Source organism: Burkholderia singularis (assembly GCF_900176645.1).
Lineage (GTDB): Bacteria > Pseudomonadota > Gammaproteobacteria > Burkholderiales > Burkholderiaceae > Burkholderia > Burkholderia singularis.
Genome location: NZ_FXAN01000004.1, coordinates 47633 through 72749 on the forward strand (window position 1 = coordinate 47633; position 25117 = coordinate 72749).

The 25117-nt window shown below is 65.4% G+C and carries 23 protein-coding genes and 1 other RNA gene; 13 read left to right on the top strand and 11 right to left on the bottom strand.

Annotated elements, in window-relative coordinates:
* The first annotated feature begins 44 nt into the window (after nt 1-44).
* The 5 genes from BSIN_RS00350 to BSIN_RS00375 all read left to right on the top strand — a co-directional run bounded on the left by BSIN_RS00350 (nt 45) and on the right by BSIN_RS00375 (nt 5339).
* Nucleotides 45-1373 carry a homoserine dehydrogenase gene (locus tag BSIN_RS00350; RefSeq protein WP_059518165.1) on the top strand — a complete coding sequence of 443 codons (1329 nt, stop codon included), beginning with the start codon at nt 45-47 and terminating at the stop codon, nt 1371-1373.
* 9 nt (nt 1374-1382) lie between these two features.
* Complete coding sequence (thrC, locus tag BSIN_RS00355) at nt 1383-2837, top strand: threonine synthase (RefSeq protein WP_089339149.1); 1455 nt, start codon at nt 1383-1385, stop codon at nt 2835-2837.
* Between the two features lie 445 nt (nt 2838-3282).
* Nucleotides 3283-4503 (top strand): molybdopterin molybdotransferase MoeA, encoded by a 1221-nt coding sequence (locus BSIN_RS00365; RefSeq protein ID WP_440244497.1) that lies wholly within the window; start codon nt 3283-3285, stop codon nt 4501-4503.
* A 20-nt stretch (nt 4504-4523) separates the two neighbouring features.
* Entirely contained in the window at nt 4524-4781 is a 258-nt protein-coding gene (moaD, locus tag BSIN_RS00370) for a molybdopterin converting factor subunit 1 (protein ID WP_059518280.1), read from the top strand.
* A gap of 75 nt (nt 4782-4856) precedes the next feature.
* Nucleotides 4857-5339 (top strand): molybdenum cofactor biosynthesis protein MoaE, encoded by a 483-nt coding sequence (locus BSIN_RS00375; protein WP_059518161.1) that lies wholly within the window; start codon nt 4857-4859, stop codon nt 5337-5339.
* A 35-nt stretch (nt 5340-5374) separates the two neighbouring features.
* On the opposite strand, the gene BSIN_RS00380 is transcribed toward BSIN_RS00375, so the two are convergent.
* Nucleotides 5375-5929 (bottom strand): group III truncated hemoglobin, encoded by a 555-nt coding sequence (locus BSIN_RS00380; protein WP_089339151.1) that lies wholly within the window; start codon nt 5927-5929, stop codon nt 5375-5377.
* 189 nt (nt 5930-6118) lie between these two features.
* On the opposite strand from BSIN_RS00380, the gene BSIN_RS00385 reads away from it, so the two are divergent.
* Entirely contained in the window at nt 6119-6625 is a 507-nt protein-coding gene (locus BSIN_RS00385) for an RrF2 family transcriptional regulator (protein WP_059518157.1), read from the top strand.
* 183 nt (nt 6626-6808) lie between these two features.
* Nucleotides 6809-9406, top strand: a complete 2598-nt coding sequence (clpB, locus tag BSIN_RS00390; RefSeq protein ID WP_069234297.1) for an ATP-dependent chaperone ClpB — start codon at nt 6809-6811, stop codon at nt 9404-9406.
* Nucleotides 9407-9553: 147 nt separating this feature from the next.
* On the opposite strand, the gene BSIN_RS00395 is transcribed toward clpB, so the two are convergent.
* Both BSIN_RS00395 and BSIN_RS00400 read right to left on the bottom strand, forming a co-directional pair.
* Nucleotides 9554-9979 (bottom strand): YidB family protein, encoded by a 426-nt coding sequence (locus BSIN_RS00395; RefSeq protein WP_059518153.1) that lies wholly within the window; start codon nt 9977-9979, stop codon nt 9554-9556.
* Nucleotides 9980-10056: 77 nt separating this feature from the next.
* The gene (locus tag BSIN_RS00400; protein WP_089339152.1) at nt 10057-10647 is read right to left on the bottom strand and encodes a ComEA family DNA-binding protein; all 591 of its coding nucleotides are present in this window, start codon (nt 10645-10647) and stop codon (nt 10057-10059) included.
* 280 nt (nt 10648-10927) lie between these two features.
* Here BSIN_RS00400 and BSIN_RS00405 point away from each other — a divergent pair, with 280 nt between their 5' ends.
* Nucleotides 10928-11428, top strand: coding sequence for a MerR family transcriptional regulator (locus tag BSIN_RS00405; protein ID WP_089339153.1), 501 nt, complete (start codon nt 10928-10930; stop codon nt 11426-11428).
* Entirely contained in the window at nt 11380-11820 is a 441-nt protein-coding gene (locus BSIN_RS00410) for a carboxymuconolactone decarboxylase family protein (RefSeq protein WP_089339154.1), read from the top strand. Before BSIN_RS00405 ends, BSIN_RS00410 begins: the two co-directional genes overlap by 49 nt.
* 191 nt (nt 11821-12011) lie before the next feature.
* Here the strand turns inward: BSIN_RS00410 and BSIN_RS00415 are convergent, their stop codons facing one another.
* From BSIN_RS00415 to trxA, 8 genes are all read right to left on the bottom strand, one after another.
* The gene (locus BSIN_RS00415; protein ID WP_089339155.1) at nt 12012-13391 is read right to left on the bottom strand and encodes an MATE family efflux transporter; all 1380 of its coding nucleotides are present in this window, start codon (nt 13389-13391) and stop codon (nt 12012-12014) included.
* A 3-nt stretch (nt 13392-13394) separates the two neighbouring features.
* The gene (locus BSIN_RS00420) at nt 13395-15146 is read right to left on the bottom strand and encodes an ArnT family glycosyltransferase (protein ID WP_089339156.1); all 1752 of its coding nucleotides are present in this window, start codon (nt 15144-15146) and stop codon (nt 13395-13397) included.
* 225 nt (nt 15147-15371) lie between these two features.
* Nucleotides 15372-15635: a type B 50S ribosomal protein L31 gene (locus BSIN_RS00430; protein WP_059518141.1), complete on the bottom strand. Its 264-nt coding sequence runs from the start codon at nt 15633-15635 to the stop codon at nt 15372-15374.
* Between the two features lie 218 nt (nt 15636-15853).
* The gene (locus BSIN_RS00435) at nt 15854-16699 is read right to left on the bottom strand and encodes a M90 family metallopeptidase (RefSeq protein ID WP_089339157.1); all 846 of its coding nucleotides are present in this window, start codon (nt 16697-16699) and stop codon (nt 15854-15856) included.
* Nucleotides 16700-16737: 38 nt separating this feature from the next.
* Nucleotides 16738-18294: an MFS transporter gene (locus tag BSIN_RS00440; protein WP_089339158.1), complete on the bottom strand. Its 1557-nt coding sequence runs from the start codon at nt 18292-18294 to the stop codon at nt 16738-16740.
* Complete coding sequence (locus tag BSIN_RS00445; RefSeq protein ID WP_089339159.1) at nt 18291-18794, bottom strand: MerR family transcriptional regulator; 504 nt, start codon at nt 18792-18794, stop codon at nt 18291-18293. Before BSIN_RS00445 ends, BSIN_RS00440 begins: the two co-directional genes overlap by 4 nt.
* Before the next feature lie 135 nt (nt 18795-18929).
* Nucleotides 18930-20192, bottom strand: coding sequence for a transcription termination factor Rho (rho, locus tag BSIN_RS00450; RefSeq protein WP_059518134.1), 1263 nt, complete (start codon nt 20190-20192; stop codon nt 18930-18932).
* A gap of 194 nt (nt 20193-20386) precedes the next feature.
* On the bottom strand, nt 20387-20713 hold the full coding sequence (trxA, locus tag BSIN_RS00460) for a thioredoxin TrxA (protein WP_059518132.1): 327 nt from the start codon (nt 20711-20713) through the stop codon (nt 20387-20389).
* Between the two features lie 423 nt (nt 20714-21136).
* On the opposite strand from trxA, the gene ffs reads away from it, so the two are divergent.
* From ffs to recR, 4 genes are all read left to right on the top strand, one after another.
* Nucleotides 21137-21235, top strand: an RNA gene (ffs, locus tag BSIN_RS00465) — signal recognition particle sRNA small type.
* 163 nt (nt 21236-21398) lie between these two features.
* Nucleotides 21399-23990, top strand: coding sequence for a DNA polymerase III subunit gamma/tau (locus tag BSIN_RS00470; protein ID WP_089339160.1), 2592 nt, complete (start codon nt 21399-21401; stop codon nt 23988-23990).
* A gap of 108 nt (nt 23991-24098) precedes the next feature.
* On the top strand, nt 24099-24425 hold the full coding sequence (locus tag BSIN_RS00475) for a YbaB/EbfC family nucleoid-associated protein (RefSeq protein WP_059469738.1): 327 nt from the start codon (nt 24099-24101) through the stop codon (nt 24423-24425).
* 31 nt (nt 24426-24456) lie between these two features.
* Complete coding sequence (gene recR, locus BSIN_RS00480; RefSeq protein WP_082710200.1) at nt 24457-25059, top strand: recombination mediator RecR; 603 nt, start codon at nt 24457-24459, stop codon at nt 25057-25059.
* The last annotated feature ends 58 nt before the right edge of the window (nt 25060-25117 follow it).

Genomic DNA, 25117 nt, shown 5'->3' on the forward strand with positions numbered 1-25117 from the left:
GCCGCAGGCTCCCTCTTCTCTATATTCAATCGATCACACGCAGCATGGAACCGATCAAAGTTGGCCTGTTGGGCTTCGGCACTGTCGGCGGCGGCACCTTCAAGGTGCTGCGCCGCAATCAGGAGGAAATCAAGCGTCGCGCGGGGCGCGGCATCGAGATCGCGGCGGTCGCGGTGCGCGATCCGGCCAAGGCGCTCGCCGCGCTTGGCGACGATGCGGCCGGCGTGTCGATCGGCAACGATTTCAACGCGCTCGTCGACGATCCTTCGATCGCGATCGTGGCCGAGATGATCGGCGGCACCGGCATCGCGCGCGACCTGGTGCTGCGCGCGATCGCCAACGGCAAGCACGTCGTGACCGCGAACAAGGCGCTGCTCGCGGTGCACGGCTCCGAGATCTTCGAGGCCGCGCGCGCGCGGGGCGTGATGGTTGCGTTCGAGGCGGCCGTCGCGGGCGGCATCCCGATCATCAAGGCGCTGCGCGAGGGCCTGACCGCGAACCGGATTCAATATATTGCCGGCATCATCAACGGCACGACGAACTACATCCTGTCGGAAATGCGCGACCGCGGGCTCGACTTCGCGACCGCGCTGAAGGCGGCGCAGGAGCTTGGCTACGCGGAAGCCGATCCGACGTTCGATATCGAAGGCGTCGATGCCGCGCACAAGGCGACCATCATGAGCGCGATCGCATTCGGCGTGCCGGTGCAGTTCGAGCGCGCCTACGTCGAAGGCATCAGCAAGCTCGCCGCGACCGACATCCGCTATGCGGAGGAACTCGGCTACCGGATCAAGCTGCTCGGCATCACGCGCCGCACCGAGCGCGGCATCGAGTTGCGCGTGCATCCGACGTTGATTCCGGCAAAGCGCCTGCTCGCGAATGTCGAAGGCGCGATGAACGCGGTCGTCGTGCATGGCGATGCGGTCGGCACAACGCTTTATTATGGAAAAGGCGCGGGCGCGGAGCCGACGGCGTCGGCCGTCGTCGCCGATCTCGTCGACGTGACGCGCCTGCACACGGCCGACCCCGAGCATCGCGTCCCGCATCTCGCGTTCCAGCCGGACAGTCTGTCGAACACGCCGATTTTGCCGATCGACGAAGTGACGAGCGGCTATTACCTGCGCTTGCGAGTCGCCGATCAAACGGGCGTGCTCGCCGATATCACGCGCATTCTGGCCGCATCGGGCATTTCGATCGATGCGCTGCTGCAAAAGGAGTCGGAACAGGTCGACGACGCGAACGGCGAGACCGACATCATCCTGATCACGCACGAGACGCTCGAGAAGCACGTCAACGCGGCGATCAAGCAGATCGAGGCGCTGTCGACGGTCGTCTCGAAGGTGACGAAGCTGCGGATGGAAGCGCTCAACTAAAGGCTCGACATGAATTACATCTCCACGCGCGGCGCCGGCATTGGCGAGCGCCACACGTTTTCCGACATTCTGCTCGGCGGCCTTGCGAAGGACGGCGGGCTTTACCTGCCGTCCGAATACCCGAAAGTCTCCGCCGACGAACTCGCGCGCTGGCGCACGCTGCCTTACGCGGATCTCGCGTTCGAGATCCTGTCGAAGTTTTCCGACGACATTGCCGCGGACGATCTGCGCGCGATCGCGCGCCGCACGTACACGGCCGACGTCTATCGCCACGTGCGCGACGGCGCGAACGCGGCCGATGTCACGCCGCTCACCACGCTCGGCGTCGAGAACGGCGCGAGGCTCGCGCTGCTCGAACTGTCGAACGGCCCGACGCTCGCGTTCAAGGACATGGCGATGCAGTTGCTCGGCAACCTGTTCGAGTACACGCTCGCCAAGCACGGGCAGACGCTCAACATCCTCGGCGCGACGTCGGGCGACACGGGCAGCGCGGCCGAGTACGCGATGCGCGGCAAGCAGGGCGTGCGCGTGTTCATGTTGTCGCCGCACAGGAAGATGAGCGCGTTCCAGACCGCGCAGATGTACAGCCTGCAGGACCCGAACATTTTCAACCTCGCGGTCGAAGGCGTGTTCGACGACTGCCAGGACATCGTAAAGGCGGTGTCGAACGATCACGCCTTCAAGGCGGCGCACCAAATCGGCACGGTCAATTCGATCAACTGGGCGCGCGTGGTCGCGCAGGTCGTCTACTACTTCAAGGGCTACTTCGCGGCGACGCGCAACAACGACGAGCGCGTATCGTTTACCGTGCCGTCCGGCAATTTCGGTAACGTGTGCGCGGGCCATATCGCGCGGATGATGGGTTTGCCGATCGAGCGGCTCGTTGTCGCGACCAACGAGAACGACGTGCTCGACGAATTCTTCCGCACGGGCGTGTACCGCGTGCGCAGCGCGGAAAACACCTATCACACGAGCAGCCCGAGCATGGATATCTCGAAGGCGTCGAATTTCGAGCGCTTCGTGTTCGACTTGCTTGGCCGCGAGCCGGCGCGCGTCGTCCAGCTGTTTCGCGACGTCGACGAGAAGGGCGGTTTCGATTTGGCCGCGAGCGGCGATTTCGCGCGCGTCGCCGAGTTCGGCTTCGTGTCGGGGCGCAGTACGCATGATGACCGGATCGCGACGATTCGCGACGTGTTCGAGCGTTATCGAACCATGATCGACACGCATACCGCCGACGGACTGAAGGTGGCGCGCGAGCATTTACAGCCGGGCGTGCCGATGATCGTGCTCGAGACCGCGCAGCCGATCAAGTTCGGCGAAACGATTCGCGAGGCGCTCGGCCGCGAGCCTGGCCGGCCGTCGGCGTTCGAGGGGCTCGAGGCGCTGCCGCAGCGCTTCACGGTCGTCGACGCGGACGCGCAGCAGGTGAAGGCGTTTATCGCCGCGCATACGGCGGGAGCCTGAGCGGGCGGCACGCATGGCGAAGCGGCGCCTGCGGCCCGCGGGTGCCGGCCCATGGGTAGGCCTGCTTTCGCCGGCTGCGCCGGAAAGACGCCGCCGCGGGGATCGCTTCGTGGTTCGTCGTGGTTTGATCGGACAAAATGCGGGACGGTTTGCGTTGCAACCTGGGGAAACGGAACGATCGGCGCGGCCTATCATTTTTATGATGCGTGATGCGTGATGCGTGATGCGTGATGCGTGATGCGTGATGCGTGATGCGTGATGCGTGATGCGCTTGCCTCTGGACGGGCTTGCCTTTTCCGCCCGCGCCTCGACCGGCACGCATGCGCTCGAAGCGTCCGGCCGAGCGCGCCGCACGCGCAGCATCGGTGCCGTCGCTACAATGTCGGCATCCGGTTACTTTCATTCGACGATGCCCGAACCCAACACCCAGACGCCGCGCGCGCCGATGCTGTCGACAGCCGATGCGCTCGCGACGCTTCTCGCGGCCGCGCGCCCGCTCACCGAAACGGAAACCGTCCCGACCCTCGATGCGCTGAACCGCGTGCTCGCCGCCGACGTCGTATCGTCGCTCGATGTGCCGCCGATGAATACGAGCGCGATGGACGGCTATGCGGTGCGCGTCGCGGACCTGATGCGCGGCGAACGCCGGCTGCGGGTATCGCAGCGGATTGCGGCCGGCCATGCGGCCGTGCCGCTCGAGCCTGGCACGGCGGCGCGCATTTTTACGGGCGCGAGCGTGCCGGCCGGCGCGGACGCGATCGTGATGCAGGAACAGACGGAAAGCGTCGGCGATCATGTCGACATTCTGCACACGCCCACCGTGGGTGAATGGATCAACGCGCAAGGTGCCGATATCCGAAACGGCTCGGTGATCCTGCCCGCCGGCACGCGGATCACACCGCAAGCGATGGGGCTTGCCGCATCGATCGGCTGTGCGACGCTCACGGTCACGCGGCGCGTGAAAGTCGCCGTGTTCTTCACGGGCGACGAGCTGACGATGCCGGGCGAGCCGCTCAAACCTGGCGCGATCTACAACTCGAACCGTTTTACGCTGCGCGGGCTGCTCGAGCGGCTCGGCTGCGACGTGACCGACTACGGAATCGTTCCGGACCAACTCGACGCGACCCGCGCGGCGTTGCGCAACGCGGCGCGCGAGCATGACGTGATCGTGACGAGTGGCGGCGTCTCGGTGGGCGACGAGGATCATGTGAAGCCCGCGGTCGAAGCACAAGGGCGGCTTGCGCTGTGGCAGATCGCGATGAAGCCGGGCAAGCCGCTCGCGTTCGGCTCGGTCCGGCGCGGCGACGCCGCCGGTGCGACGGATGGCGCCTATTTCATCGGCCTGCCGGGCAATCCGGTGTCGAGCTTCGTAACGTTTGTGCTGTTCGTGCGGCCGTTTTTGCTGCGTGTGGCGGGCGCAACGCAGGTCGCGCCGCGCGCGCTGTCGCTGCGCGCCGATTTCACGCAAGGCAAGGCAGACCGCCGCAACGAGTTCCTGCGCGCGCGCGTGAACGCGGCGGGCGGACTCGATCTGTTTGCGAACCAGAGTTCGGCCGTGCTGACCTCGACGGTCTGGGGCGACGGGCTCATCGACAATCCGCCGCATCATGCGATCAGCGCGGGCGAGACGGTGCGTTTCATTCCTTTTTCCGAACTGCTCGGTTGAGCGAGCCGCGGACATCGACGATGAAGATCGAATTGAGATTTTTTGCGAGCGTGCGCGAGGCGCTGGGCGTCGCGAGTGAGACGGTCACGGTGCCGGACGGCATTGCGACAGTGGGCGACGTGCGCGCATGGCTGCGCACGCGCGGCGGTGTGTGGGCGCAGACCCTTGCCGACGGCCGCGCGCTGCGAATGGCGTGCAACCACACGATGACGGACGCGGGAACGCGGATTACCGACGGCTGTGAAGTGGCGTTTTTTCCGCCGGTAACGGGAGGGTGAATTGGGAGAGGCCAGGGTACGGGCTAGGCTTGGCCGATCTGGGTTGGACGTTGCAGTCGGAAAAAGGAACCGTCAATGGCAATCGTGCGAGTGCAGACAAGCGATTTCGACGTAAGCACCGAACTTGCGGCATTGCGCGCGCGCAATCCGAAGATCGGGGCGCTCGCATGCTTTGTCGGCACGGTGCGGGATCTGAACGACGGCGATCAAATCGACGCGATGGAACTCGAGCACTACCCGGGAATGACGGAAAAAGCACTCGGCGCGATCGCGGCCGATGCGCTCGCACGCTGGCCGGGGATCGACGTGGCGATCGTCCACCGGGTCGGCAAGCTCTATCCGCTCGATCAGATCGTGCTCGTCGCGACGGTCGCCGCGCATCGCGGCGACGCGTTTGCGTCTTGTGAGTTCGTGATGGACTACCTAAAGTCGCAGGCGCCGTTTTGGAAGAAAGAGAAAACGCCAGCCGGCGAACGCTGGGTCGACGCCCGCAGCGCGGACGATGCGGCGCTCGCGCGCTGGGGAATCGCGTCGAGCAACGCGACGCAGTCGTCATAGTAGTGCGCCGGGCGTCGGGGGCCGCGCGCAACCGGCTACGTACCGTCGCGCGCCCGGCCGATGATCTTTGCCGGAAACGGCTCGCCGCGCGGCGCGCGGGCGTGCCCGTCGTCATGGTCGTGCCGCTTCGGCGCGATCAGATCGAGGAGCGTCTGCTGTTCGGGCGGAATTTGGTAATCCCAGCCGAATCGGCTCAGTTGCAGGCTTTGCGCGATCCGCAGCGCGGGTTCGATGAAGCGCACGGCCGCCGCCGGCGCATAGCGGGCGTCGACAGTCTTCAGAAATAGGGCGAGCCAGCGGCTGAAATGCGCGGGTTCGATCCCTTTCAGCGGCTGATGCACGGCCTGCACGTTGCCGCGGTAGCTTTTGTCGCCCAGTACCAAGCTCGCCCAGAACTGCGCCATTTTGGGCAAATGTGCGTCCCAGCGGCCAGCGAGCGCGCGCTCGAACACGGCGCCAAGCAGCGCGTCGTCCCGCACGCGTTCGTAGAAGGCGTCGACCAGCGCGCGGATATTGGCCGGCGTCGGCTCGGCGACGCGCGCCGGCGCGTCATTCGGAGCATGGGGCGGATCGGCGGAAAAATCGGTCATTAAAAAGGGCAGGATAACGAAGGAGCACGGGCCGCCAATTTTGTCGCACAATAGTAAACGGCCACTCCTTCAATAAAAAGTGCTGACGTCGCGCATCTTATGATGCGGCCGTCGGATCGGCAATGGCAGGCACGCGTTTTATCCCGCGTGGAATCGCCGATCGCACTGACACAGCGTCCATTTCACACAATGAGACTGACCGACTACACCGATTACTCTTTGCGCGTCATGCTATTCCTAGCGGTCCGAGGCGAAGGTTTGTCGACGATTCAGGAAATTTCGGACGCATACGGTATCTCCAAGAACCATTTGATGAAAGTGGTGCAGCAGCTCGGCGAGCTTGGCTGGATCGAGACGGTGCGCGGCCGCAATGGCGGCCTGCGCCTGAACGCGCAGTCGTCGTCGTTGACGATCGGCGAAGTCGTGCGGGCCACCGAAAACGATTACCTGCTCGTCGGTTGCTTCTCGGGCGAGGCCGAGTCGCATCGCAGTTGCGTGATTCAGTCGCAGTGCCTGCTGCGCGGCATGTTCGCGTCGGCGCTCGACGCATTCTTCGCCGAACTCGACAAACACACGATCGGCGAGTTGTCCGCGCCCGCGCCGCAGCTCGCCGCGCTGCTCGGGTTGCGGCCGGTGCCGGTGCCGGTTGTCGCGGCGAGCGTTTCTCATGCGCCGCCGTTGCCGGTTTCCGACTGACTTTCCACTGACTTGGGCGTGACGCGCGCTCGTTCGTCCGCGGGGCGCGCGAGCAGGTTTCGCGCGCTCGCGCGTCTGCCGTGCGCCGGCGGACCTGGTTTGTCGCACGTCAAGTAAATTCCGGCTTGAAAGGCGAATAACCATCCTCATTTGGGTGGTATTCGTCTATTGGAGGTCTCATTCATGAGAATCGACAAGCTCACCACCAAGTTCCAGGAGGCGCTCGCGGACGCGCAAAGTCTCGCGGCCGGGCGCGACAATCAATACATCGAACCCGTTCACGTGCTCGCGGCGCTCGTCGCGCAGCAGGACGGCTCCGCGCGCTCGCTGTTGTCGCGCGCAGGCGTTCACGTGCAGGCACTGCAAAGCGCGCTGAACGACGCAATCGCACGCCTGCCGCAAGTCACGGGCACGGGCGGCGACGTGCAGGTCGGCCGTGAGCTTGCCGGTTTGCTGAATCAGGCCGACAAGGAAGCGCAGAAGCTCAACGACAGCTTTATCGCGAGCGAGATGTTCCTGCTCGCCGTAGCCGACGACAAGGGCGAAGCCGGGCGGCTCGCGCGTCAGCACGGTTTGACGAGGAAGGCGCTCGAAACGGCGATCGCGGCGGTGCGCGGCGGCTCGCAGGTCCATAGCGCAGATGCCGAAAGCCAGCGCGAGGCGCTGAAGAAGTACACCGTCGATCTGACCGAGCGCGCGCGCGCGGGCAAGCTCGATCCGGTGATCGGCCGCGACGACGAGATCCGCCGCTCGATCCAGATTCTGCAGCGCCGCACCAAGAACAACCCGGTGCTGATCGGCGAGCCGGGCGTGGGCAAGACCGCGATCGTCGAAGGGCTTGCGCAGCGGATCGTCAACGGCGAGGTGCCGGAGACGCTCAAGGGCAAGCGCGTGCTGTCGCTCGACATGGCGGCGCTGCTCGCGGGCGCGAAGTATCGCGGCGAGTTCGAGGAGCGCCTGAAGGCGGTGCTCAACGACATCGCGAAGGACGAAGGTCAGACGATCGTCTTCATCGACGAGATTCATACGATGGTCGGCGCGGGCAAGGCCGAGGGCGCGATGGATGCGGGCAACATGCTCAAGCCCGCGCTGTCGCGCGGTGAATTGCATTGCATCGGCGCGACCACGCTCGACGAATACCGCAAGTACATCGAAAAGGACGCCGCGCTCGAGCGCCGCTTCCAGAAGGTGCTCGTCGACGAGCCGAGCGTCGAGGCGACGATCGCGATTTTGCGCGGCTTGCAGGAGAAATACGAATTGCACCACGGCGTCGAGATCACCGATCCGGCGATCGTCGCCGCGGCCGAGCTGTCGCACCGCTACATCACGGACCGCTTCCTGCCGGACAAGGCGATCGATTTGGTCGACGAGGCCGCATCGAAGATCAAGATGGAAATCGATTCGAAGCCCGAAGAGATGGACAAGCTCGATCGCCGGCTGATTCAACTGAAGATCGAGCGCGAGGCGGTGAAGAAGGAGCAGGACGAGGCGTCGCAAAAGCGCCTGGCGCTGATCGAGGAGGAGATCGAGCGACTCGGGCGTGAATACGCGGATCTCGAGGAGATTTGGACTGCCGAGAAGGCCGCCGTGCAGGGCAGCGCGCAGCTCAAGGAAGAGATCGAGAAGGTGCGTGCCGACATCGCGCGGCTGCAGCGCGAGGGCAAGCTCGAGAAGGTCGCCGAGCTGCAGTACGGCAAGCTGCCGCAACTCGAGGCGCAACTGAAGCAGGTCACGCAGGCCGAGGAGAGCGAGCAGCATAATCCGTCGCGCCCGCGTTTGCTGCGCACGCAGGTCGGTGCCGAAGAGATCGCGGAAGTCGTATCGCGCGCGACGGGCATTCCGGTATCGCGGATGATGCAGGGCGAGCGCGAGAAGCTGCTGCATATCGAGGAAAAGCTGCACGAGCGCGTGGTTGGCCAGAACGAGGCGATCAGCGCGGTCGCCGATGCGATCCGCCGCTCGCGCGCGGGGCTTGCCGACCCGAATCGTCCGTATGGCTCGTTCCTGTTCCTCGGCCCGACGGGCGTGGGCAAGACCGAGCTGTGCAAGGCGCTCGCGGCGTTCCTGTTCGATTCGGAAGAGCATCTGATCCGCATCGACATGAGCGAGTTCATGGAGAAGCACAGCGTCGCGCGGCTGATCGGCGCGCCGCCCGGCTATGTCGGCTACGAGGAGGGCGGCTATCTGACGGAAGCGGTGCGTCGCAAGCCGTACAGCGTGATTCTGCTCGACGAGATCGAAAAGGCGCATCCGGACGTGTTCAACGTGCTGCTGCAAGTGCTCGACGACGGCCGGATGACCGACGGGCAGGGGCGCACCGTCGACTTCAAGAACACGGTGATCGTGATGACGTCCAATCTGGGTTCGCAAGTGATCCAGTCGATGGCGGGCGCGCCGCAGGATGAGATCAAGGATGCCGTTTGGGTCGAGGTGAAGCAGCACTTCCGCCCGGAATTCCTGAACCGGATCGACGACGTCGTCGTATTCCACGGGCTCGATCGCAGCAACATCCAGTCGATCGCGAAGATCCAGCTCGCGCGCCTGCACGACCGGCTCGCGAAGCTCGACATGGCGCTCGACGTGTCGGAGGCCGCGCTCGAGCAGATCGGCAAGGTCGGTTACGATCCGCTGTTCGGCGCGCGTCCGTTGAAGCGCGCGATTCAGCAGGAGATCGAGAATCCGGTCGCGAAGCTGATCCTTGCGGGCCGCTTCGGTCCGAAGGACGTGATTCCGGTCGACGTGCAGGACGGCGAGTTCGTGTTCGATCGCGTCGTGCATTGAGCGGCAGCGTCGCTCGCGCTGCGCCTGCCCGGTTCCGGCCCGACACGCGCACTGGGCCGTCAAATGCAAACACCCCGCGTAAGCGGGGTGTTTGCTTATTGGCGAGCCAGTTGCGAGGCGCGCGCCGTGCGGCGCCTGCGTCCGGTTTTACGCCTGCTTATTGCCGCCGAACATGCCGGCGAGCTGCGACAGCGTACCGATTACGTTCGACGCGTCGAGTTGACCGCCCGCTGGCACTTCGCCGTTCGGCGTCGCACCGTTGACCACGTGCGGCAGCACTTGCGCGAGGATGCCGGACGCCTGCTGCGGATCGATGCCGACCTTGCTGGCGAGCGAGCCGATCGCTTCGGAGCCGAGCACGCTTTGCAGCAGGTCGGGCGAGATCTGCTGGTTCGCGCCGTTGCCGACCCACGAGCCGATGATGTCGCCCGCGCCGCCGGCCTTGAATTTGTCGATGAGGCCGTTGAGGCCGCCGGGCTGATTATTGATGAGCTCCAGCGCGGCGCTGATGAGCGCGTTCTGATTGCCGCCTTGACCGCCGATCAGACCGCCAACGATATCGAGTAGACCCATGATTCACCTGCTAGGTTGATGCGGCGCCTAGAGGGCGCCGGTGGAACGAAAGCGTCGCGCGATGCGCGACGCCGGATTCAGACTCCCGATGCGGCGGATGCTGCCGCCGCTTTGCTCTTCTTGCCTTTCTTCGAGCTTTTGGCCTTCGGCGACGACGCCGCGGCCGGCGCATTCGCGTCAGTTGCGGCGCTGGCTTCGGCGGCGGCTTTCTCTTTCTTTTTCGACGCGCGTGGCTTCTTTGCGGCCGGCGCGCTTGCCGCTGCTGCCGGCGCGCTCGCGGCCGGCGCGGGCGACGCGGTGGCGGGCGCCGCAGGCGCGGGGGCCGGCGGAGTTGCAGCGGGGGCCGTGGTGGCCGGCTTTGCCGCATGAGTCTTGGCCTTCGTGCCGCTCGGCGGTGCCGATGAGCCGCCGATCGTCAGCCCGGCCGCTTCGAGATTCGCGACCGATTTCGCGCCGAGGCCCTTCACGCGGCTCGCGAGATCGTCGGCATCCTTGAACGGGCCGTTTTTCGCGCGCTCATCGAGAATCGCCTTCGATTTCACCGGGCCGATGCCTTTCACGGATTCGAGCGCCGCCCGGTCGGCGGTGTTGACCTCGACAGCCGCGGCAAGCACCGCGGACAGCGAAAGCGACAATGCGACGACCAGCATCAGCAGCTTTTTCAGCATGGCGAAAGGCTCCCTTGCGATGGAACGGATGAACGGTTGTCGTAGCGAACGCGCGCGGCGCGAGCCGGGTGCTGCGTTCAAGCATAGGATAAATGCATGCCCTTTTTAAGACAGCGCGGCAGTGTCGCTTATCGCAGGTTGCACTGTAAAGGCTGTGACAGCTTGCGCGGCCGACTTTTACGATCTTTGACGGAAATAGGCGCCGTGGGCGGCGGCAGGGACTGGCGAGGGCGCGGCACTTGACTTAGAGTGCACTCTAAGTCCTAACCTTGAGCGTGCCATGTCGAACGCTTCAAAGCAAACATCGCCAAGTGCATTGACGATCGGGCAGGTTGCCGTATTGATCGGTGTGTCCACGCATACTTTGCGCTATTACGAGCAAGCCGGCTTGTTGCGATCGATCGCGCGCACGCACGCCGGGCACCGGCTGTACGCGCCGGCCGATCTCGATTGGCTGCGTTTCGTGATGCGGCTGCGGGCGACCGGCATGCCGATCGCCGCGATGCAGGCGTTCGCGGAGCTGCGCGCGCGTGGCGACGCGACGCTCGGGCAGCGGCGTGCGCTGCTCGTCGCGCATCGCGACGCAGTGCGTGCGCAGATCGATGCGTTGCAGGCCAATCTCGAGGCGATCGCCGGCAAGATCGCTTACTACGAGCATGCCGAGCGCGACGCGATTCGACAGGCGCAGCGATCCCAACCGGATCATGATCCACATGCTGACCAGGACGAACGATGCAACCCTACACCGAAGACCGCTACGCGCGGGGCTGGAACAACCTGAAGGAGATCGACGGCGAGGCCGGCGAGCAAGTCGTCGCGTCGCTCGCGGCGACGGCGCCGGAGTTCGGGCGGCTGCTCATCGAATTTGCGTTCGGCGATATCTACAGCCGGCCCGGGCTCGATCTGCGTTCGCGCGAGATCGCCACGCTCGCGTCGCTCGCCACGCTTGGGACGGCGCAACCCCAGTTGAAGGTGCATATCGGCGCGGCGCTGAACGTCGGCGTCACGCGCAGCGAGATCATCGAGGTATTCATGCAGATGGCCGTGTATGCCGGTTTTCCGGCTGCACTCAACGCGCTTTTCGCCGCGCGGGACGTGTTCGAGCAGCGCGATGCGCAAAAGCGGGCGGGCGCAGGAAGCGCGGAAAATCCGGACGGCCCGTTCATCGACTGACGCCGCGATACGGCCACGGGGATCGGCGGTGCGGCGGCTGATGAGCCGCCGCACCGCCCGGATAGTCCGCCCGGATAGTCCGCCCGGATAGTCCGCCCGGATAGTCCGCCCGGATAGTCCGCCCGGATAGTCCGCCCGCATTGCCGCAGCGCGACGCCGTCCGCTGGCGCGCATGCCGCTTGGCGGACGCGTCAATGAGCATGCCGCGCCTGCTGCGCGGCGTCCGGCCCAGGCCGGCGCCGACTCACACGGCGCAGATAGACGGCGAGCCCGCCGCCCGCAAGCGCGAGGCTCGCGGCATTGGCGATCCAGAAGCCGCGCGCGCCGGTCAGCGAAGCGGGCGTGAAGCCGAGCACGTCAAAGCCGAGCAGATAGCCGCCACCCAGCCCGATGCCCCATAACGCGAGCGCATAGATTGCGGTCGGCACGACGGCGATCTTGTGCGCGCGCAGCACGAAGGCGGTGGTGATCTGGAGCGCGTCGAAGAAGTGATAGACCGCGACGATCGCGACAAGCGGCAACGCCGCCGCGGCGACGGCCGGATTTGGCGTGTACGCCGAAACGATTGCCGCGCGCAGTGCGAGCACGACGGCGCCATAGGCGCACGCGATCATGCAGGCGAACACGATTGCGTGCCGGCCGAGCGTGCGCGCGTCGTTCATCTCGTTGGCGCCGATGGCGCGCGCGACGAGCGTCGACGCGGCAATGCCGATCGACAGCGGCGTCATATACAGCACCGCGCCGATATTGCCCGCGATCTGATGGCCGGCGAGCGTGGTCGTGCCGAATCGCGCGATGAACAGCGCCATGAACGTATATGACGTGACCTCGATCAGATACGACAGCCCCATCGGCAGGCCGAGCGTGAGCAGCGCCTTTTGGCGCTGCCAGACCGGTGGCGTGAGGCGCGAGAAGATCGCGAGCGGCGCGAACACATCGAGCTTCGCGAGCAGCGTGAAGCCGACGCACGCGAGAATCCAGTTGATCAGCGTGCTCGCGAGGCCGCAGCCGGGGCCGCCGAGCGCAGGCAGCCCGAGGCCGCCGAAGATGAACCAGATGTTCAGCGGCACTTTCACGACGAGAGCGCCGACTTGCAGGATCATCGCGAGCCGCGGCTTGCCGGCTGCGTTCGTCAATGCGTTGTAAATCCGGAACAGCAGGCTCGCGGGCAGGCCGTATGACAGGATGCGCAGATAGGTGAGCGTGCGCGCGTGCAGCTCGGCGGGAGTATGCGCGATCCGCAGCAGCGGCTCGGGAAAATGCAGCAGCAGAAAGCCCGGGATCGCGAGCAATGCGGCGAGCCACATCGCCTGGCGCGCCTCCTCGCCGATCTGCGCATAGCGCCGCGCGCCGTACAGTTGCCCCGCAATGGGCTGCAGCGCCGACAGAATACCGGTCAATCCGATATAGATCGACACGTAGATCGACGCGCCGAGCCCGAGCGCCGCGAGGTCGAGCGCCGAGAAACGGCCCACCATGGCGGTGTCGATCACGCCGAACGCGATGATCGCAAGCTGGCCGATCAGCACGGGCCACGCGAGCCCGGCGATCCGGCGGATGTCCCCAAGCATGGGTCAGCGGCGCGCCGGGCGTGTCGGGCGGCGCTTGACGGGCGTTTTCGGCCGCTCGATCCGTTCGTACAGACGGAAGCGTTCGTCCCGGTCGGCCGCGCGCCGGCCTTCCCAGACGAGACGCCATACGTATTGCGACATCGAGCTGGGTTCGCCGAAATCCGAGCGATCCTGGCGCAGGATCACGTCGCAGTCGCCGTCGAACGAAAAATGCATGCCGCCGAAGTACGCGAACGTCGCGATCTGCGCGTCGCCCAGGCGCACGGGCGAGATGCATTCGTAGTCGGACGGCAGGTGCGCGGCGATTTGCTGCGCGACATCGCGGTAGGTCCGGCTGTAGTTGACGATCGGCAGCCACAGCGTCATCAGCAGCACCCACATCAGCGTCGTGCCGGCGCTCGAGAGCACGACGCTGCGCCACAGCACCTTGGGCTGGCGCGAGATACGCCAGCGCACGAGCAGCAGCCAGCATACCGTGGCCGCGACCGCGCAGACGAACGACAGCACCTTGAAGTGAGGCTCGTAGCCCGGCACGAGGCGTGCGAGGTTGCGTGCGAGCGGATGCGGGAAGCCGGTCATCGACGCGAGCCACACGAGCCACACGAACGTGCCGAGGATCGTGAAACTCAGCACGGCGAACCAGTCGATCGCGTTGATCGCACCGCGCTTGAGCGTGGGCAGCGCGAAGCTCGCGAGGACGGCAAGCGGCGGCAGCAGCAGCATGTACATCCGGTTGGTCTGCTGACTTTGCAGGATCACGAGCGCGACGAGCGGCACGACGACCGCGAGCGGAATCGCTATATGCGGCCGGCGGCGCAGACCGGCCCAGCTCACCCATGCCCAGATCGCGAGCGGCCATGCGGGCCACGTGAAGAGCGGCAGGTTCTTTGCCGCGTAGGCGAGCACGGCTGTCGGCGGGCCGGAGAAGCGCATCAGGCTGCCGTGCAGCCATTGATCGAGGAACCAGCGCGCGTCGTCCGCAAACGCGACGAGCGCGGCGATCGGCCAGAGCGCGAAGATCGCGGCGGCAAGTGGCAGGCCGATCGCCGGCACCTGCACGCAGCGGATCTCGGGGGTGACGAGATACAGCGCGAACGTGCCGAGCGCAAGCGCGGTAACCACCACGGGATTGCCCGACAGTGCGACGAGGCCGAGCGCGAGGCCCCACCACAGCGCGCCTTGCGTGGGCTTGTCGATCGCGCGCACCAGTCCGTAGACGAGCATCGCGATCCACGCAAACTGTGCGAGCTGCGGCGTGGTTTCATGACCGCGCTCGGCAAGGCCGAAGCACGCGAGCAGCACGAGGAGCGCGCCGTCGGCGAGCGTGCGGCCGTAATCGCGCGGCTCGGGCTCGCCGCCGAACGCGTACTTGAACGGCTGCACTTCGGCGCGCCGGCCAAGCAGATACGCGGCGTACCAAACAAATGCGGCCGCAACGCAGAACAGCACGCCCGCATAGACGCGCGACGCATTGCTCGCATCGACCCACGGCAGCGCGCGGATCGCGAGGCTGCCGAGCCAATAGCCGAGCGGCGCGTCGGACGTGACGAATTTGCCGACGAGGTTCGGCAGCAGCCAGTCTTGCAGCCCGCCTTGCGCCATCGTCCACATCACGCCGAAGCCCGCGGCGTCCTCGTTCTTCCATGGATCCCGGCCGAACAGCCCGAACGCCGCATAGACGATGCAAAGCGTGAGCAGCAGCCAGCGCGGTAGCGCGCGAGTGGCGGAAGCGGTGAGGCGGACGACAGGCTTCATGCAGATGGAAGGCAGAGGATGAGCGAAGCGCCCGCCGGGTGAGCGGCGGGCCGTTTTGAGCATCCGGCATTGTAGACGCACGGCGCCACACGCGTCAGAAGCCGGTCCGGCCGCGCGCGGGCAGGCGGCGGCACGGGTTGAGCGAAGACAAAAAAAGGCAGCCTGGGCTGCCTTTTTCTGCGGAACCGGCCGAGCGCGACGCGAGGGCCGGTAAGCACGCGACGCTTACTTCGCGGCCTTGCCGCTTGCGCGTGCGCCGAACTTGTTCTTGAACTTCTCGACACGGCCGGCCGTGTCCATGATCTTCTGCTGGCCGGTGTAGAACGAGTGCGATTCCGACGACACTTCGATCTTCGCGAGCGGATAGGTCTTGCCGTCGAGTTCGATCGTTTCGCGCGTTTGGATCGTCGAGCGCGTCACGAACTTGAAGCCGTTCGACATGTCTTGGAAAACGACTTCGCGGTAATCCGGATGAATGCCTTGTTTCATGGTTTTTCCTGAGTAAAAACGGTAGCCAGCCCGCCGCTTTTTGCGATGCCGCGAACGCCGTTACGTCGCCCGCGGTGGTGTTCCGTCTGGTTTGAGTCAGCCAGTTCGCCAGTTCTCACCAGTTCGTTACGCAGCCGCCAAAGCCCGACGCGAGCCACTTGCCTGAGGTCGAAAGCTCGCGATTATGCCAGAAAATCAGATGCTTGGCGAATTTTTTGTCAAATGCGCGCGGGCGCGCCCGTGAGGATGCCCGTTTGCGCGGGGTCCTGCCGGTAGTAGCGGGCGAGCAGTGCATACAGCTCGGGAAATTCGGCCTCGAACGGCCGCGGCTTGACAAACAGTGCCTCGCTGCAGATCGCGAAGAACTCCGACGGATGGTCGGCCGCATACGGATCGATCAGCGAGTCTTGCTCGAAGCGCGGCCACGCGCGCTCCGGCACTGCGTCGACGCGGTCGCAGAAGCGATCGTATGCGTGGTCGAAGACGTCCGCCCAGCGCGCGCTGTCGAGCTCGGGCGCGTGCCAGCGCCGGAACAGGGGCGGATGGCCGTCCGCCGCGCCGCTGATCATGTCGATCTTATGTGCGAACTCATGGATCACGACGTTGTACGCGTCCCGTCCGTCCGTCATCTGCACGTCCTCCCACGACAGGATCACGGGGCCGCCTTCCCACGCTTCGCCGCTCGCATCGTGCTCGATTTCGTGGACGACGCCGTCCTCGTCCTCGACCGTCTTGCGGATCACGAACTCGCCGGGATAGACGACGACCCCGATCCAGCCCCGGTACAGTTCGAGCCCGAGATTCAGCACGGGCAGGCACGCCTGCACGGCGATACCCACCGCGATCGCATCGGTGAGTTCCAGTTCGTGCGCGGTCGAAAACGATTTTTGCGCGAGAAACAGGCTCGTCATCTCACGCAGGCGCTGCAAATCGCCGGCCGACAGATACGTGACGAACGGCAGGCGCTCGAGCGTTTGTTGCCAGAGCGGCTCCGGGATCGGGTGGGTGCGCAGCGCGCGGTCGCGGCGGCGCGTATCGAACCATCGGGTGAGTTTGGTGAGCATCGAAACGGCGGGGTGAGGCGACAGGCGCTAAACGTACCTCAATCGATCTCTTTTTGCCAGGCGGCGAACAGGCAGCCGCACACGGCGACGCCGATCAGGAAGTGAAACCCGTCGAGCGAGGACAGAAACGACGCCTGCTGCGCAATGGCCCGGCTCACCTGCGCAAGCGCGAGCGCGTGGGCTTCGTTCAATGCGTGGCCGGCCGCCTCGAAGCTGCGCGTCAGCATGGCGAAGGTTTGTTGAAAGATCGGATTGTAGACGTTTGCCTGCTCGACGAGCCGCGTCTGGTGTACCGCGAGCCGGTGTTGTTCGACGATGATCACGGAGGCCGTCGCAAACGAGATCGTCAATTGGCGCACGATGTTCTTCAGCCGATAGCTGTGCGTGTACTCGTCGATTTCGAACACGCGGAACGTCAAATTCGCGACCGGCAGCACGATGAATAGCAGCAGTAGCCCACGCAGCAGCAGCGGCGCGATGAGTGCGGCCTCGTCGACGTCGGGCGGCATGCGCGACATCCATAGCGCGGCTGCCGCAGCGATCGCGAAGCCGGGCACGATGATCCATTTCTTGTGCGTGACGAGTTTCGCGTAGCGCAGATAACCGAACAGCGCGGTCGCGGAGATCAGCGATGTTACGCCCACCAGGCGCCCGGCGTTTTCGACCGGATAGCCGAGGCCGCTTTCGAGAAAGCGCGAAATCAAATAGCTGAAGCCCGTCGTCTCGTAGTAATAGAACATGTAGAGCAGCAGCCCGACCTGGAACGTGCGTTTGCGAAACGGCTGCAGCCGCACGAGCGGCGCCGGGTGATGCCATTGGTGATAGCCGAACCAGGCGAGCGCGGCGAGCCCGGCCGCCGCCAGCAGCACGAGCGTCGGCGATCCGGTGAAAAGCTGAAAGCGCACCTGCTGCATGACGATCTGCAGCGCGCCTTGCGCGAGCGCGAAAATCACATATGGCCAGAAATGGCCGTTGTCGCGCTCGTCGGGCGGCGCATAGCCGGAGTCGGGGAGGGCGGCAAACGCGAGCGCCGCGAAACCGATGCCCGCCGGTATCGAGCAGGCGAACAGCGCGCGCCATGTGAAATGCGCGACGAGGAGGCCGCCCGCAATCGGCGCGAACGCGCTGCCGAGCAGCAGCATGATGAGGAACGCGCGCGTCGCGCGCGCACGGGCCTGGGGCGCGAAGCTGATTTGAATCAGAATCCGGCACGCGCCCATCATCGGGCCGATGAAATAGCCCTGGAAGCCGCGTGCGAATGCGAGTTCGATCGATGTGTCGGCGAGCGCCGCGGCGGCCGCGCCTAGCGAGAACATCAGCATGCATCCGGCGACGTAGCGGCGATGCCCGAGCCGGTCGATCCACCATTGCTGCTGCAGGATGCCGAGCACGGCGGTCACCGCATAGGCGCTCGACGCCCACACGAGTTCGTCCGGCGACGCATTGATGCCTCCCGCGATGTAGCTCGCGAAAAACGAGAAGATGGCGTTGTCGAAGTAATCGAGCCCGGTGACGACCGCGAGCACCCATGGAAAGAAATCGCCACGCAGATTCGCGGCGCTCCAGAGCGGTGGCGGGCTGGGCGGCGCGCTCATTTGACGCTTGCGCGCGCGCGGCGGCGGCCCTGCGCGGCTGCTTGGCGGCGCGCGATCAAGTCGTCGGCGCTTTCGCCGGCAAGCCGGCGCTCGACGTAATCGATATCGTGCTGCAATTCCTTCTTCAGCGCGCGTACTTCGTTCAACTCGCGCTGCGCGGCGGCGATACGCGCATCGAGCGTCGCGATCTGGTGCGTAAGATCCGCGTGAATCTCGCGCAGCGACGCGTCCGAATAGCGCCGCCGTCCGTCGGCCGTTGGCTCGAGCGGGCGCTTGAGCATCTCGGTGATGCCGTGCAGCGAAAAACCCAGCGCCCGCAGACGCAGGATGCGCGCAAAGCGCTCGAGATCGTCGGCGTCGTACAGCCGATAGCGGCCTTCGCTGCGCGACGGCGTGACGAGCCCGCGCTCCTCGTAATACTTCAGTGTGCGCGGCGTCACGCCGAGCCGCTCGGCGGCGTCGCGCACGGTCAGCAGCAGAGTGGGCGGGGAGTCGCTCATCGTGTGGGATTCCGGGGGGGGGCGAAGGACAGATGACGGTGATTATAGATCAACGTGTACGTTCACGTACAGGTTCGTGTGTAAAAAAACCGCCCCGGCGGGCGGTTTTTCATGCGCGGCGCCACGCAAGCTCTGTCAGCCGCCGCGGCGCATCAGGTCGAAGAATTCGCCGTTGCCCTTCGTCTGGCGGATCTTGTCGAGCAGGAATTCCATCGCCTCGACTTCGTCCATGTCGTGGATGAACTTGCGCAGTACCCAAATCTTCTGCAGGATGTCCGGCTTGATCAGCATTTCCTCGCGGCGCGTGCCGGACTTGTTCAGATTGATCGACGGATACACGCGCTTTTCCGCGAGACGGCGCTCGAGGTGCACTTCCATATTGCCGGTGCCCTTGAACTCTTCGTAGATCACGTCGTCCATGCGGCTGCCGGTTTCAATCAGTGCGGTGCCGATGATCGTCAGCGAGCCGCCTTCCTCGATGTTGCGCGCCGCGCCGAAGAAGCGCTTCGGGCGCTGCAGCGCATTCGCATCCACGCCGCCTGTCAGCACCTTGCCCGACGCCGGGATCACGGTGTTGTACGCGCGCGCGAGACGCGTGATCGAATCGAGCAGAATCACGACGTCGTGCTTCATCTCGACGAGGCGCTTGGCCTTCTCGATCACCATTTCGGCGACCTGCACGTGACGCGTGGCCGGTTCGTCGAACGTCGACGCGATCACTTCGCCTGCGACCGAGCGCTGCATTTCGGTCACTTCTTCGGGGCGCTCGTCGATCAGTAGCACGAACAGGATCACGTCCGGATGGTTCTGCTTGATCGCGTGCGCGATGTGCTGAAGCATCACGGTCTTGCCCGACTTCGGCGACGCCACGAGCAACCCGCGCTGGCCCTTGCCGATCGGCGCGATCATGTCGATGATGCGGCCCGTGACGTTTTCTTCGCCGCGCATGTCGCGCTCGAGCAAGAGCGGCTTGTTCGGGTGCAGCGGCGTGAGGTTCTCGAACATGATCTTGTGTTTCGAGGCCTCGGGCGGCTGCCCGTTGACTTTGTCGACCTTCACCAGCGCGAAATAGCGCTCGCCGTCCTTCGGCGTGCGGACTTCGCCTTCGATCGTGTCGCCGGTGTGCAGGTTGAAGCGGCGGATCTGCGACGGACTGATGTAGATATCGTCCGTACTTGCGAGGTACGACATTTCCGGCGAACGCAGAAAGCCGAAGCCGTCGGGCAGCACTTCGAGCGTGCCGTCGCCGAAGATCGTTTCCCCCGTCTTGGCGCGCTTTTTAAGAATGGCGAACATCAGCTCCTGCTTGCGCAGGCGGTTCGCGTTTTCGATCTCCAGGCCGTTGGCCATTTCGATCAATTCGGACACGTGCAGAGACTTGAGCTCGGATAAATGCATACGGAGATCCCGCCAGGGAGGAGATGCGACGAAAAGAAATAGGGAGGAGGGCGAGCGGAAGCGCTCAGAGATTTATAGTCGTCTTAACGACGCTTTTGATTCTAGCACACGCCAATTCGGGCTTGAGCGCCCGGCTGGCGGATTTCTCGGCGCACGTGTTGCCGGCTGACAACACGTGCGCGCGATTCGGCCGATTAGAGATGGCTGTCGAGGAATGCGGTCAATTGCGATTTCGACAGTGCGCCGACCTTCTGCGCGGCCACGGCGCCGTTTTTGAACAGAATCAGCGTCGGAATGCCGCGCACGCCGAATTTCGCGGGCGTGCCTTGGTTGTCGTCGACGTTGATTTTCGCGATTTGCAGCTTTTCGCCGTAATCTTTCGCGACTTCGTCGAGGATCGGCGCGATCATCTTGCACGGGCCGCACCATTCGGCCCAGAAGTCCAGGAGCACGGGCTTGTCGGACTTGACGACGTCCTGTTCGAACGATGCGTCGCTGATATGTTTGATCTGTTCGCTCATTGTGTTAGTACCTCTTTCGTTTCGGGGACCGCCTGCGCCGGCCGCCCGAGGGCTTTGCCGGTTGCCGGGGCGGGAGGCTCCGCTCTTGCGAAAAGAAGGGCGTGAGCGCTGCATGCCGCGGTTCGCGGGTCATTCGGGCGTCATATTAGCCTAAATTGCTATCCGTTGTTGACGGCGATAGTAGCCGTCACGTGAATAGGGGCGTACTGCATGCCCCGGCTTCGGCGTCCATGCGATGGCTATATGGGAGCGGCCGTTCGGATTGCAAGAGGCGCGGTGCAGCGGGCAGGCGTCGAACCCGGGCGTCAACGCTTTGGCCGGCGCGCGCCGAGTATGCCGGGGCGGGCGCAAGCGGCGCCGCGCCGGCGGGCGCGATGCGAATAACGGTCGCGTTGCGCATGAAGCGGTGTTAGAATGCGCCGTGACGGGCCTCCTCGCATGGTGGGGCGGTCAACCTGGTCAGGTCGGGAACGAAGCAGCCACAGCCGTTTTCCGCCAGTGCCGAGGGTCGGGCTCGTCACCTTCCGCTTCCTTCCCCGTCTTCTCGTCTTTTTCTCTCCTGTTTGATCTTCGCATTGCACGTCGGCTGCGTATCAGCGTCGCGCGTGTCCGGCAGCGTTTTGTCTCGTTTGTTCGGGGTGTCGGGCTTGTCGGCGCGGCGCGGCGTTGCTGATACAATTTCCCGATGACCTATCAAGTTCTCGCACGCAAATGGCGTCCGAAGGATTTCGCTTCGCTCGTCGGCCAGGAGCACGTCGTCAGGGCGCTTACGCACGCGCTCGACGGCGGGCGTTTGCACCACGCCTATCTTTTCACGGGCACGCGCGGCGTCGGCAAAACGACGCTTTCGCGGATTTTTGCCAAAGCGCTCAATTGCGAGACGGGGGTTACGTCCAAGCCGTGTGGCGTATGTCGCGCATGCCGTGAAATCGATGAAGGGCGTTTCGTCGACTACGTCGAAATGGATGCGGCGAGCAATCGCGGCGTCGACGAAATGGCCGCGCTGCTCGAGCGCGCGGTTTACGCGCCGGTCGATGCGCGCTTCAAGGTCTATATGATCGACGAAGTGCACATGCTGACGAACCACGCATTCAACGCGATGCTGAAGACGCTCGAGGAGCCGCCGCCGCACGTCAAATTCATTCTCGCGACCACCGACCCGCAGAAAATTCCCGTCACGGTGCTGTCGCGCTGTCTGCAATTCAATCTGAAGCAAATGCCGGCCGGGCATATCGTGTCGCATCTCGAGCGGATTCTCGGCGACGAGCAAATCATGTTCGAACCGCAGGCGCTGCGCTTGCTGGCGCGCGCCGCGCAGGGCAGCATGCGCGACGCACTGTCGTTGACCGACCAGGCGATCGCATATTCGGCGAACGAGGTGACCGAGGCGGCCGTATCCGGCATGCTCGGCGCGCTCGACTCGACCTACATGGTGCGGCTTCTCGATGCGCTGGCTGCGGCCGACGGTCCGCAAATTCTCGCGATCGCCGACGAGATGGCGTTGCGCAGTTTGTCGTTTTCGGCCGCGCTGCAAGATCTTGCGAGCCTTCTGCACCGGATTGCGTGGGCGCAATTCGCGCCGGCCTCGGTGCTCGACGAATGGCCGGAGGCGGCCGATTTGCGTCGCTTCGCGCAAGGGTTGAGCCCGGAGCAGGTGCAGCTTTATTACCAGATCGCGACGATCGGGCGCAGTGAACTCGGCTTGGCGCCGGACGAATATGCCGGTTTCACGATGACGCTGCTGCGCATGCTCGCGTTCGAGCCGGCGGCGGCGGGCGGCGGGCCCGGAGGCGGTCGCGCGATGCAGGCGGGCGACGCGGCGGCGAAGCCGGGCGAGAATGCGCGCGCGTTGGCGGTGAAGGCTGCCGCAGCGCCCGTTGCGGCATCTGTGTCGACGCCGGGGGGCGCCGCCGCGCGTGACGCGCGCCCCGATACGGCGCCGGTACGGTCGCCGGTTGACGCTGTTGCACCGGATACGGATAGGGCGGATGAGCGTGCCGCCGCACGTGGCACGCGAAGCGAATCGGTCGCGCTCCGCGCTGAGCCGCAGGAGGCGCACGTGTGGACCGACGTTGCGTCAGCCGGTGCGCAGACCGACGGCGGGCCGCGAGCGTTCGCCTCTGCCGTAGCGTCGAACCTTCAGTCCGATCTGCCAAAGAGCCGGGCGGCAGTAGCGCCGAGCGCCGGATCGAGCGTGCGCGCGGATGGGACTGTCGATGCCGTACAAGCATCCGCGGCTGCCGGCTTCGAGATGGAATCGGCATCCGGCGATGCCGCCGCGAAGGCTTCGTTGGCTGAGGCGCAAACGTCTTCCGCGAGCGAGCCGACATCGTCCGCGCGCGATGCGGATGCGGGCGTGGTCGATACGGCGTCATCGGCACCCGCCGCCCGGGCGCCCGGGTCTCGCGCGACGGGCGCTGCCGCCGCGCTCGACGTGTTGCGCAATGCCGGCATGCGCGTATCGTCGGATCGCGGCCGCGCAGCGGGCGCCGCACGCTCTGCCGAGCCGGCGCACCCGCCAGCCGCAAAGCCCGCGCCGCGGGTGCAAGTGACGGTGCCGACGCCGCGCGCGCGCGCGGCGCAAGGCGACGCCACGGCGAACACAGCATCACGGGCCGACGCGAGATCTGCGTCTCGCGACGCGCGTCACGACATGCCGCCGCCGTGGGAGGACATTCCTCCGGACGATTACGTGCCGCTGTCGATCGACGACGGTTATGCGCCGCCGGACGACGGCTTCGTCCCGGTATTCGACAGCAGCTCCGCCGACGCGCGGTTGACGCCGCCGTCCGCCGCGTGCGCGCCGGCGCAACCGGTCGACACGCGGCCGCTGCCTGAGCCGATTCCGCTCGATGCGATCGGCTACGACGGCGAGTGGCCGGCGCTCGCCGCGAGTCTGCCGCTTACGGGCGTTGCCTATCAGCTTGCGTTTAGCAGCGAGTTGAAATCGGTCGACGTCGGTGTGCTGAAGCTCGCCGTGCCTGTTCCGCAATACGCGGATGCCGCGCAGGTCGCGAAACTGAAGGCCGCATTGGCCGAGACGCTCGGCAAGCCGGTCGACGTCGTGGTCGAGGTGGGGCCGGCGCGCCGGACCGCGGCTGCGCTCGCCGCCGCCGAACGTGCGCGGCGGCAGCGCGAAGCCGAAGAGGAGATGCGCGCCGATCCGTTCATCCAACAATTGCTGCGCGAATTCGGTGCAAGCATCGTCGAGGGTTCGATTCGTCCTGTCGGGCCGGACGCGGGTGCGGCGGACGGCGCCGTGCCGACGCTGCATTGACGCCGCACGGCGCCGCCGCGGAGCACGCCCGGTTTGCCATTCCCATATTTCTCAGCGGGCGCTAAGATCGCGCCCGTTCGCAACAACCGATTACGAAGGAGCACGTCCATGATGAAGGGTCAACTCGCCGGGCTGATGAAGCAGGCCCAGCAGATGCAGGAAAACATGAAGAAGATGCAGGAGCAACTGGCGCTGGTCGAGGTGGAAGGCCAATCCGGTGCCGGGCTCGTCAAGGTGACGATGACCTGCCGCAACGAAGTGCGCCGCGTGTCGATCGATCCAAGCCTGCTTGCCGACGACAAGGACATGCTCGAGGACCTGGTCGCCGCCGCGTTCAACGACGCAGTGCGCAAGGCCGAGGCGACGTCGCAGGAAAAGATGAGCGGGATGACCGCCGGCCTGCCGCTGCCGCCGGGCTTCAAGCTGCCGTTCTGATGCGCGGCCGTTCGATTTTCATCGATTGCGCATGAGCATCAAGCCGCCTTCCGCGCTGTCCGAACTCGTCGAAGCGCTGCGCGCGCTGCCGGGCGTCGGGCCGAAATCCGCGCAGCGCATCGCGTATCACCTGATGCAGCATGACCGGGATGGCGCCGCGCGGCTCGGCCGCTCGTTGCTGTTCGCGACCGAGCACCTGCGGCATTGCGAGAAGTGCAATACGTTCACCGAGGCGCAGATCTGCGAGGTTTGCAGCGATTCGGAGCGCGATCCGACGCTGCTTTGCGTCGTCGAGACGCCCGCCGACCAGATCATGCTCGAGCAGACGATGACCTATCGCGGGCTGTATTTCGTGCTGATGGGGCGTCTGAGCCCGCTCGACGGAATCGGCCCGAAGGAAATTCATTTCGACCGGCTCGTGCGGCGCGCGTCGGACGGCGTCGTGAAGGAGGTCGTATTGGCGACCAACTTCACGAACGAAGGCGAGGCGACCGCGCATTATCTCGGGCAGACGCTGAAGGCGCGCGGCCTGGCCGTCACGCGGCTCGCGCGCGGCGTGCCGGTGGGCGGCGAACTCGAGTATGTCGATGCAGGCACGATCGCGCGCGCGATGCTCGACAGGCGCACGCTCTAGCGGCGTCGCCTGCGCATTGCGCGCGCGGGGCGCGCTTGCGCGATCGCGCCGCCCGATC

What these genes read in the sequence shown, in the direction of transcription:
- BSIN_RS00350 (WP_059518165.1), top strand. Translation starts at nt 45, where the DNA reads ATGGAACCGATCAAAGTTGGCCTGTTGGGCTTCGGCACTGTCGGCGGC.
- thrC (WP_089339149.1), top strand. Translation starts at nt 1,383, where the DNA reads ATGAATTACATCTCCACGCGCGGCGCCGGCATTGGCGAGCGCCACACG.
- BSIN_RS00365 (WP_440244497.1), top strand. Translation starts at nt 3,283, where the DNA reads ATGCTGTCGACAGCCGATGCGCTCGCGACGCTTCTCGCGGCCGCGCGC.
- moaD (WP_059518280.1), top strand. Translation starts at nt 4,524, where the DNA reads ATGAAGATCGAATTGAGATTTTTTGCGAGCGTGCGCGAGGCGCTGGGC.
- BSIN_RS00375 (WP_059518161.1), top strand. Translation starts at nt 4,857, where the DNA reads ATGGCAATCGTGCGAGTGCAGACAAGCGATTTCGACGTAAGCACCGAA.
- BSIN_RS00380 (WP_089339151.1), bottom strand. Translation starts at nt 5,929, where the DNA reads ATGACCGATTTTTCCGCCGATCCGCCCCATGCTCCGAATGACGCGCCG.
- BSIN_RS00385 (WP_059518157.1), top strand. Translation starts at nt 6,119, where the DNA reads ATGAGACTGACCGACTACACCGATTACTCTTTGCGCGTCATGCTATTC.
- clpB (WP_069234297.1), top strand. Translation starts at nt 6,809, where the DNA reads ATGAGAATCGACAAGCTCACCACCAAGTTCCAGGAGGCGCTCGCGGAC.
- BSIN_RS00395 (WP_059518153.1), bottom strand. Translation starts at nt 9,979, where the DNA reads ATGGGTCTACTCGATATCGTTGGCGGTCTGATCGGCGGTCAAGGCGGC.
- BSIN_RS00400 (WP_089339152.1), bottom strand. Translation starts at nt 10,647, where the DNA reads ATGCTGAAAAAGCTGCTGATGCTGGTCGTCGCATTGTCGCTTTCGCTG.
- BSIN_RS00405 (WP_089339153.1), top strand. Translation starts at nt 10,928, where the DNA reads ATGTCGAACGCTTCAAAGCAAACATCGCCAAGTGCATTGACGATCGGG.
- BSIN_RS00410 (WP_089339154.1), top strand. Translation starts at nt 11,380, where the DNA reads ATGCAACCCTACACCGAAGACCGCTACGCGCGGGGCTGGAACAACCTG.
- BSIN_RS00415 (WP_089339155.1), bottom strand. Translation starts at nt 13,391, where the DNA reads ATGCTTGGGGACATCCGCCGGATCGCCGGGCTCGCGTGGCCCGTGCTG.
- BSIN_RS00420 (WP_089339156.1), bottom strand. Translation starts at nt 15,146, where the DNA reads ATGAAGCCTGTCGTCCGCCTCACCGCTTCCGCCACTCGCGCGCTACCG.
- BSIN_RS00430 (WP_059518141.1), bottom strand. Translation starts at nt 15,635, where the DNA reads ATGAAACAAGGCATTCATCCGGATTACCGCGAAGTCGTTTTCCAAGAC.
- BSIN_RS00435 (WP_089339157.1), bottom strand. Translation starts at nt 16,699, where the DNA reads ATGCTCACCAAACTCACCCGATGGTTCGATACGCGCCGCCGCGACCGC.
- BSIN_RS00440 (WP_089339158.1), bottom strand. Translation starts at nt 18,294, where the DNA reads ATGAGCGCGCCGCCCAGCCCGCCACCGCTCTGGAGCGCCGCGAATCTG.
- BSIN_RS00445 (WP_089339159.1), bottom strand. Translation starts at nt 18,794, where the DNA reads ATGAGCGACTCCCCGCCCACTCTGCTGCTGACCGTGCGCGACGCCGCC.
- rho (WP_059518134.1), bottom strand. Translation starts at nt 20,192, where the DNA reads ATGCATTTATCCGAGCTCAAGTCTCTGCACGTGTCCGAATTGATCGAA.
- trxA (WP_059518132.1), bottom strand. Translation starts at nt 20,713, where the DNA reads ATGAGCGAACAGATCAAACATATCAGCGACGCATCGTTCGAACAGGAC.
- BSIN_RS00470 (WP_089339160.1), top strand. Translation starts at nt 21,399, where the DNA reads ATGACCTATCAAGTTCTCGCACGCAAATGGCGTCCGAAGGATTTCGCT.
- BSIN_RS00475 (WP_059469738.1), top strand. Translation starts at nt 24,099, where the DNA reads ATGATGAAGGGTCAACTCGCCGGGCTGATGAAGCAGGCCCAGCAGATG.
- recR (WP_082710200.1), top strand. Translation starts at nt 24,457, where the DNA reads ATGAGCATCAAGCCGCCTTCCGCGCTGTCCGAACTCGTCGAAGCGCTG.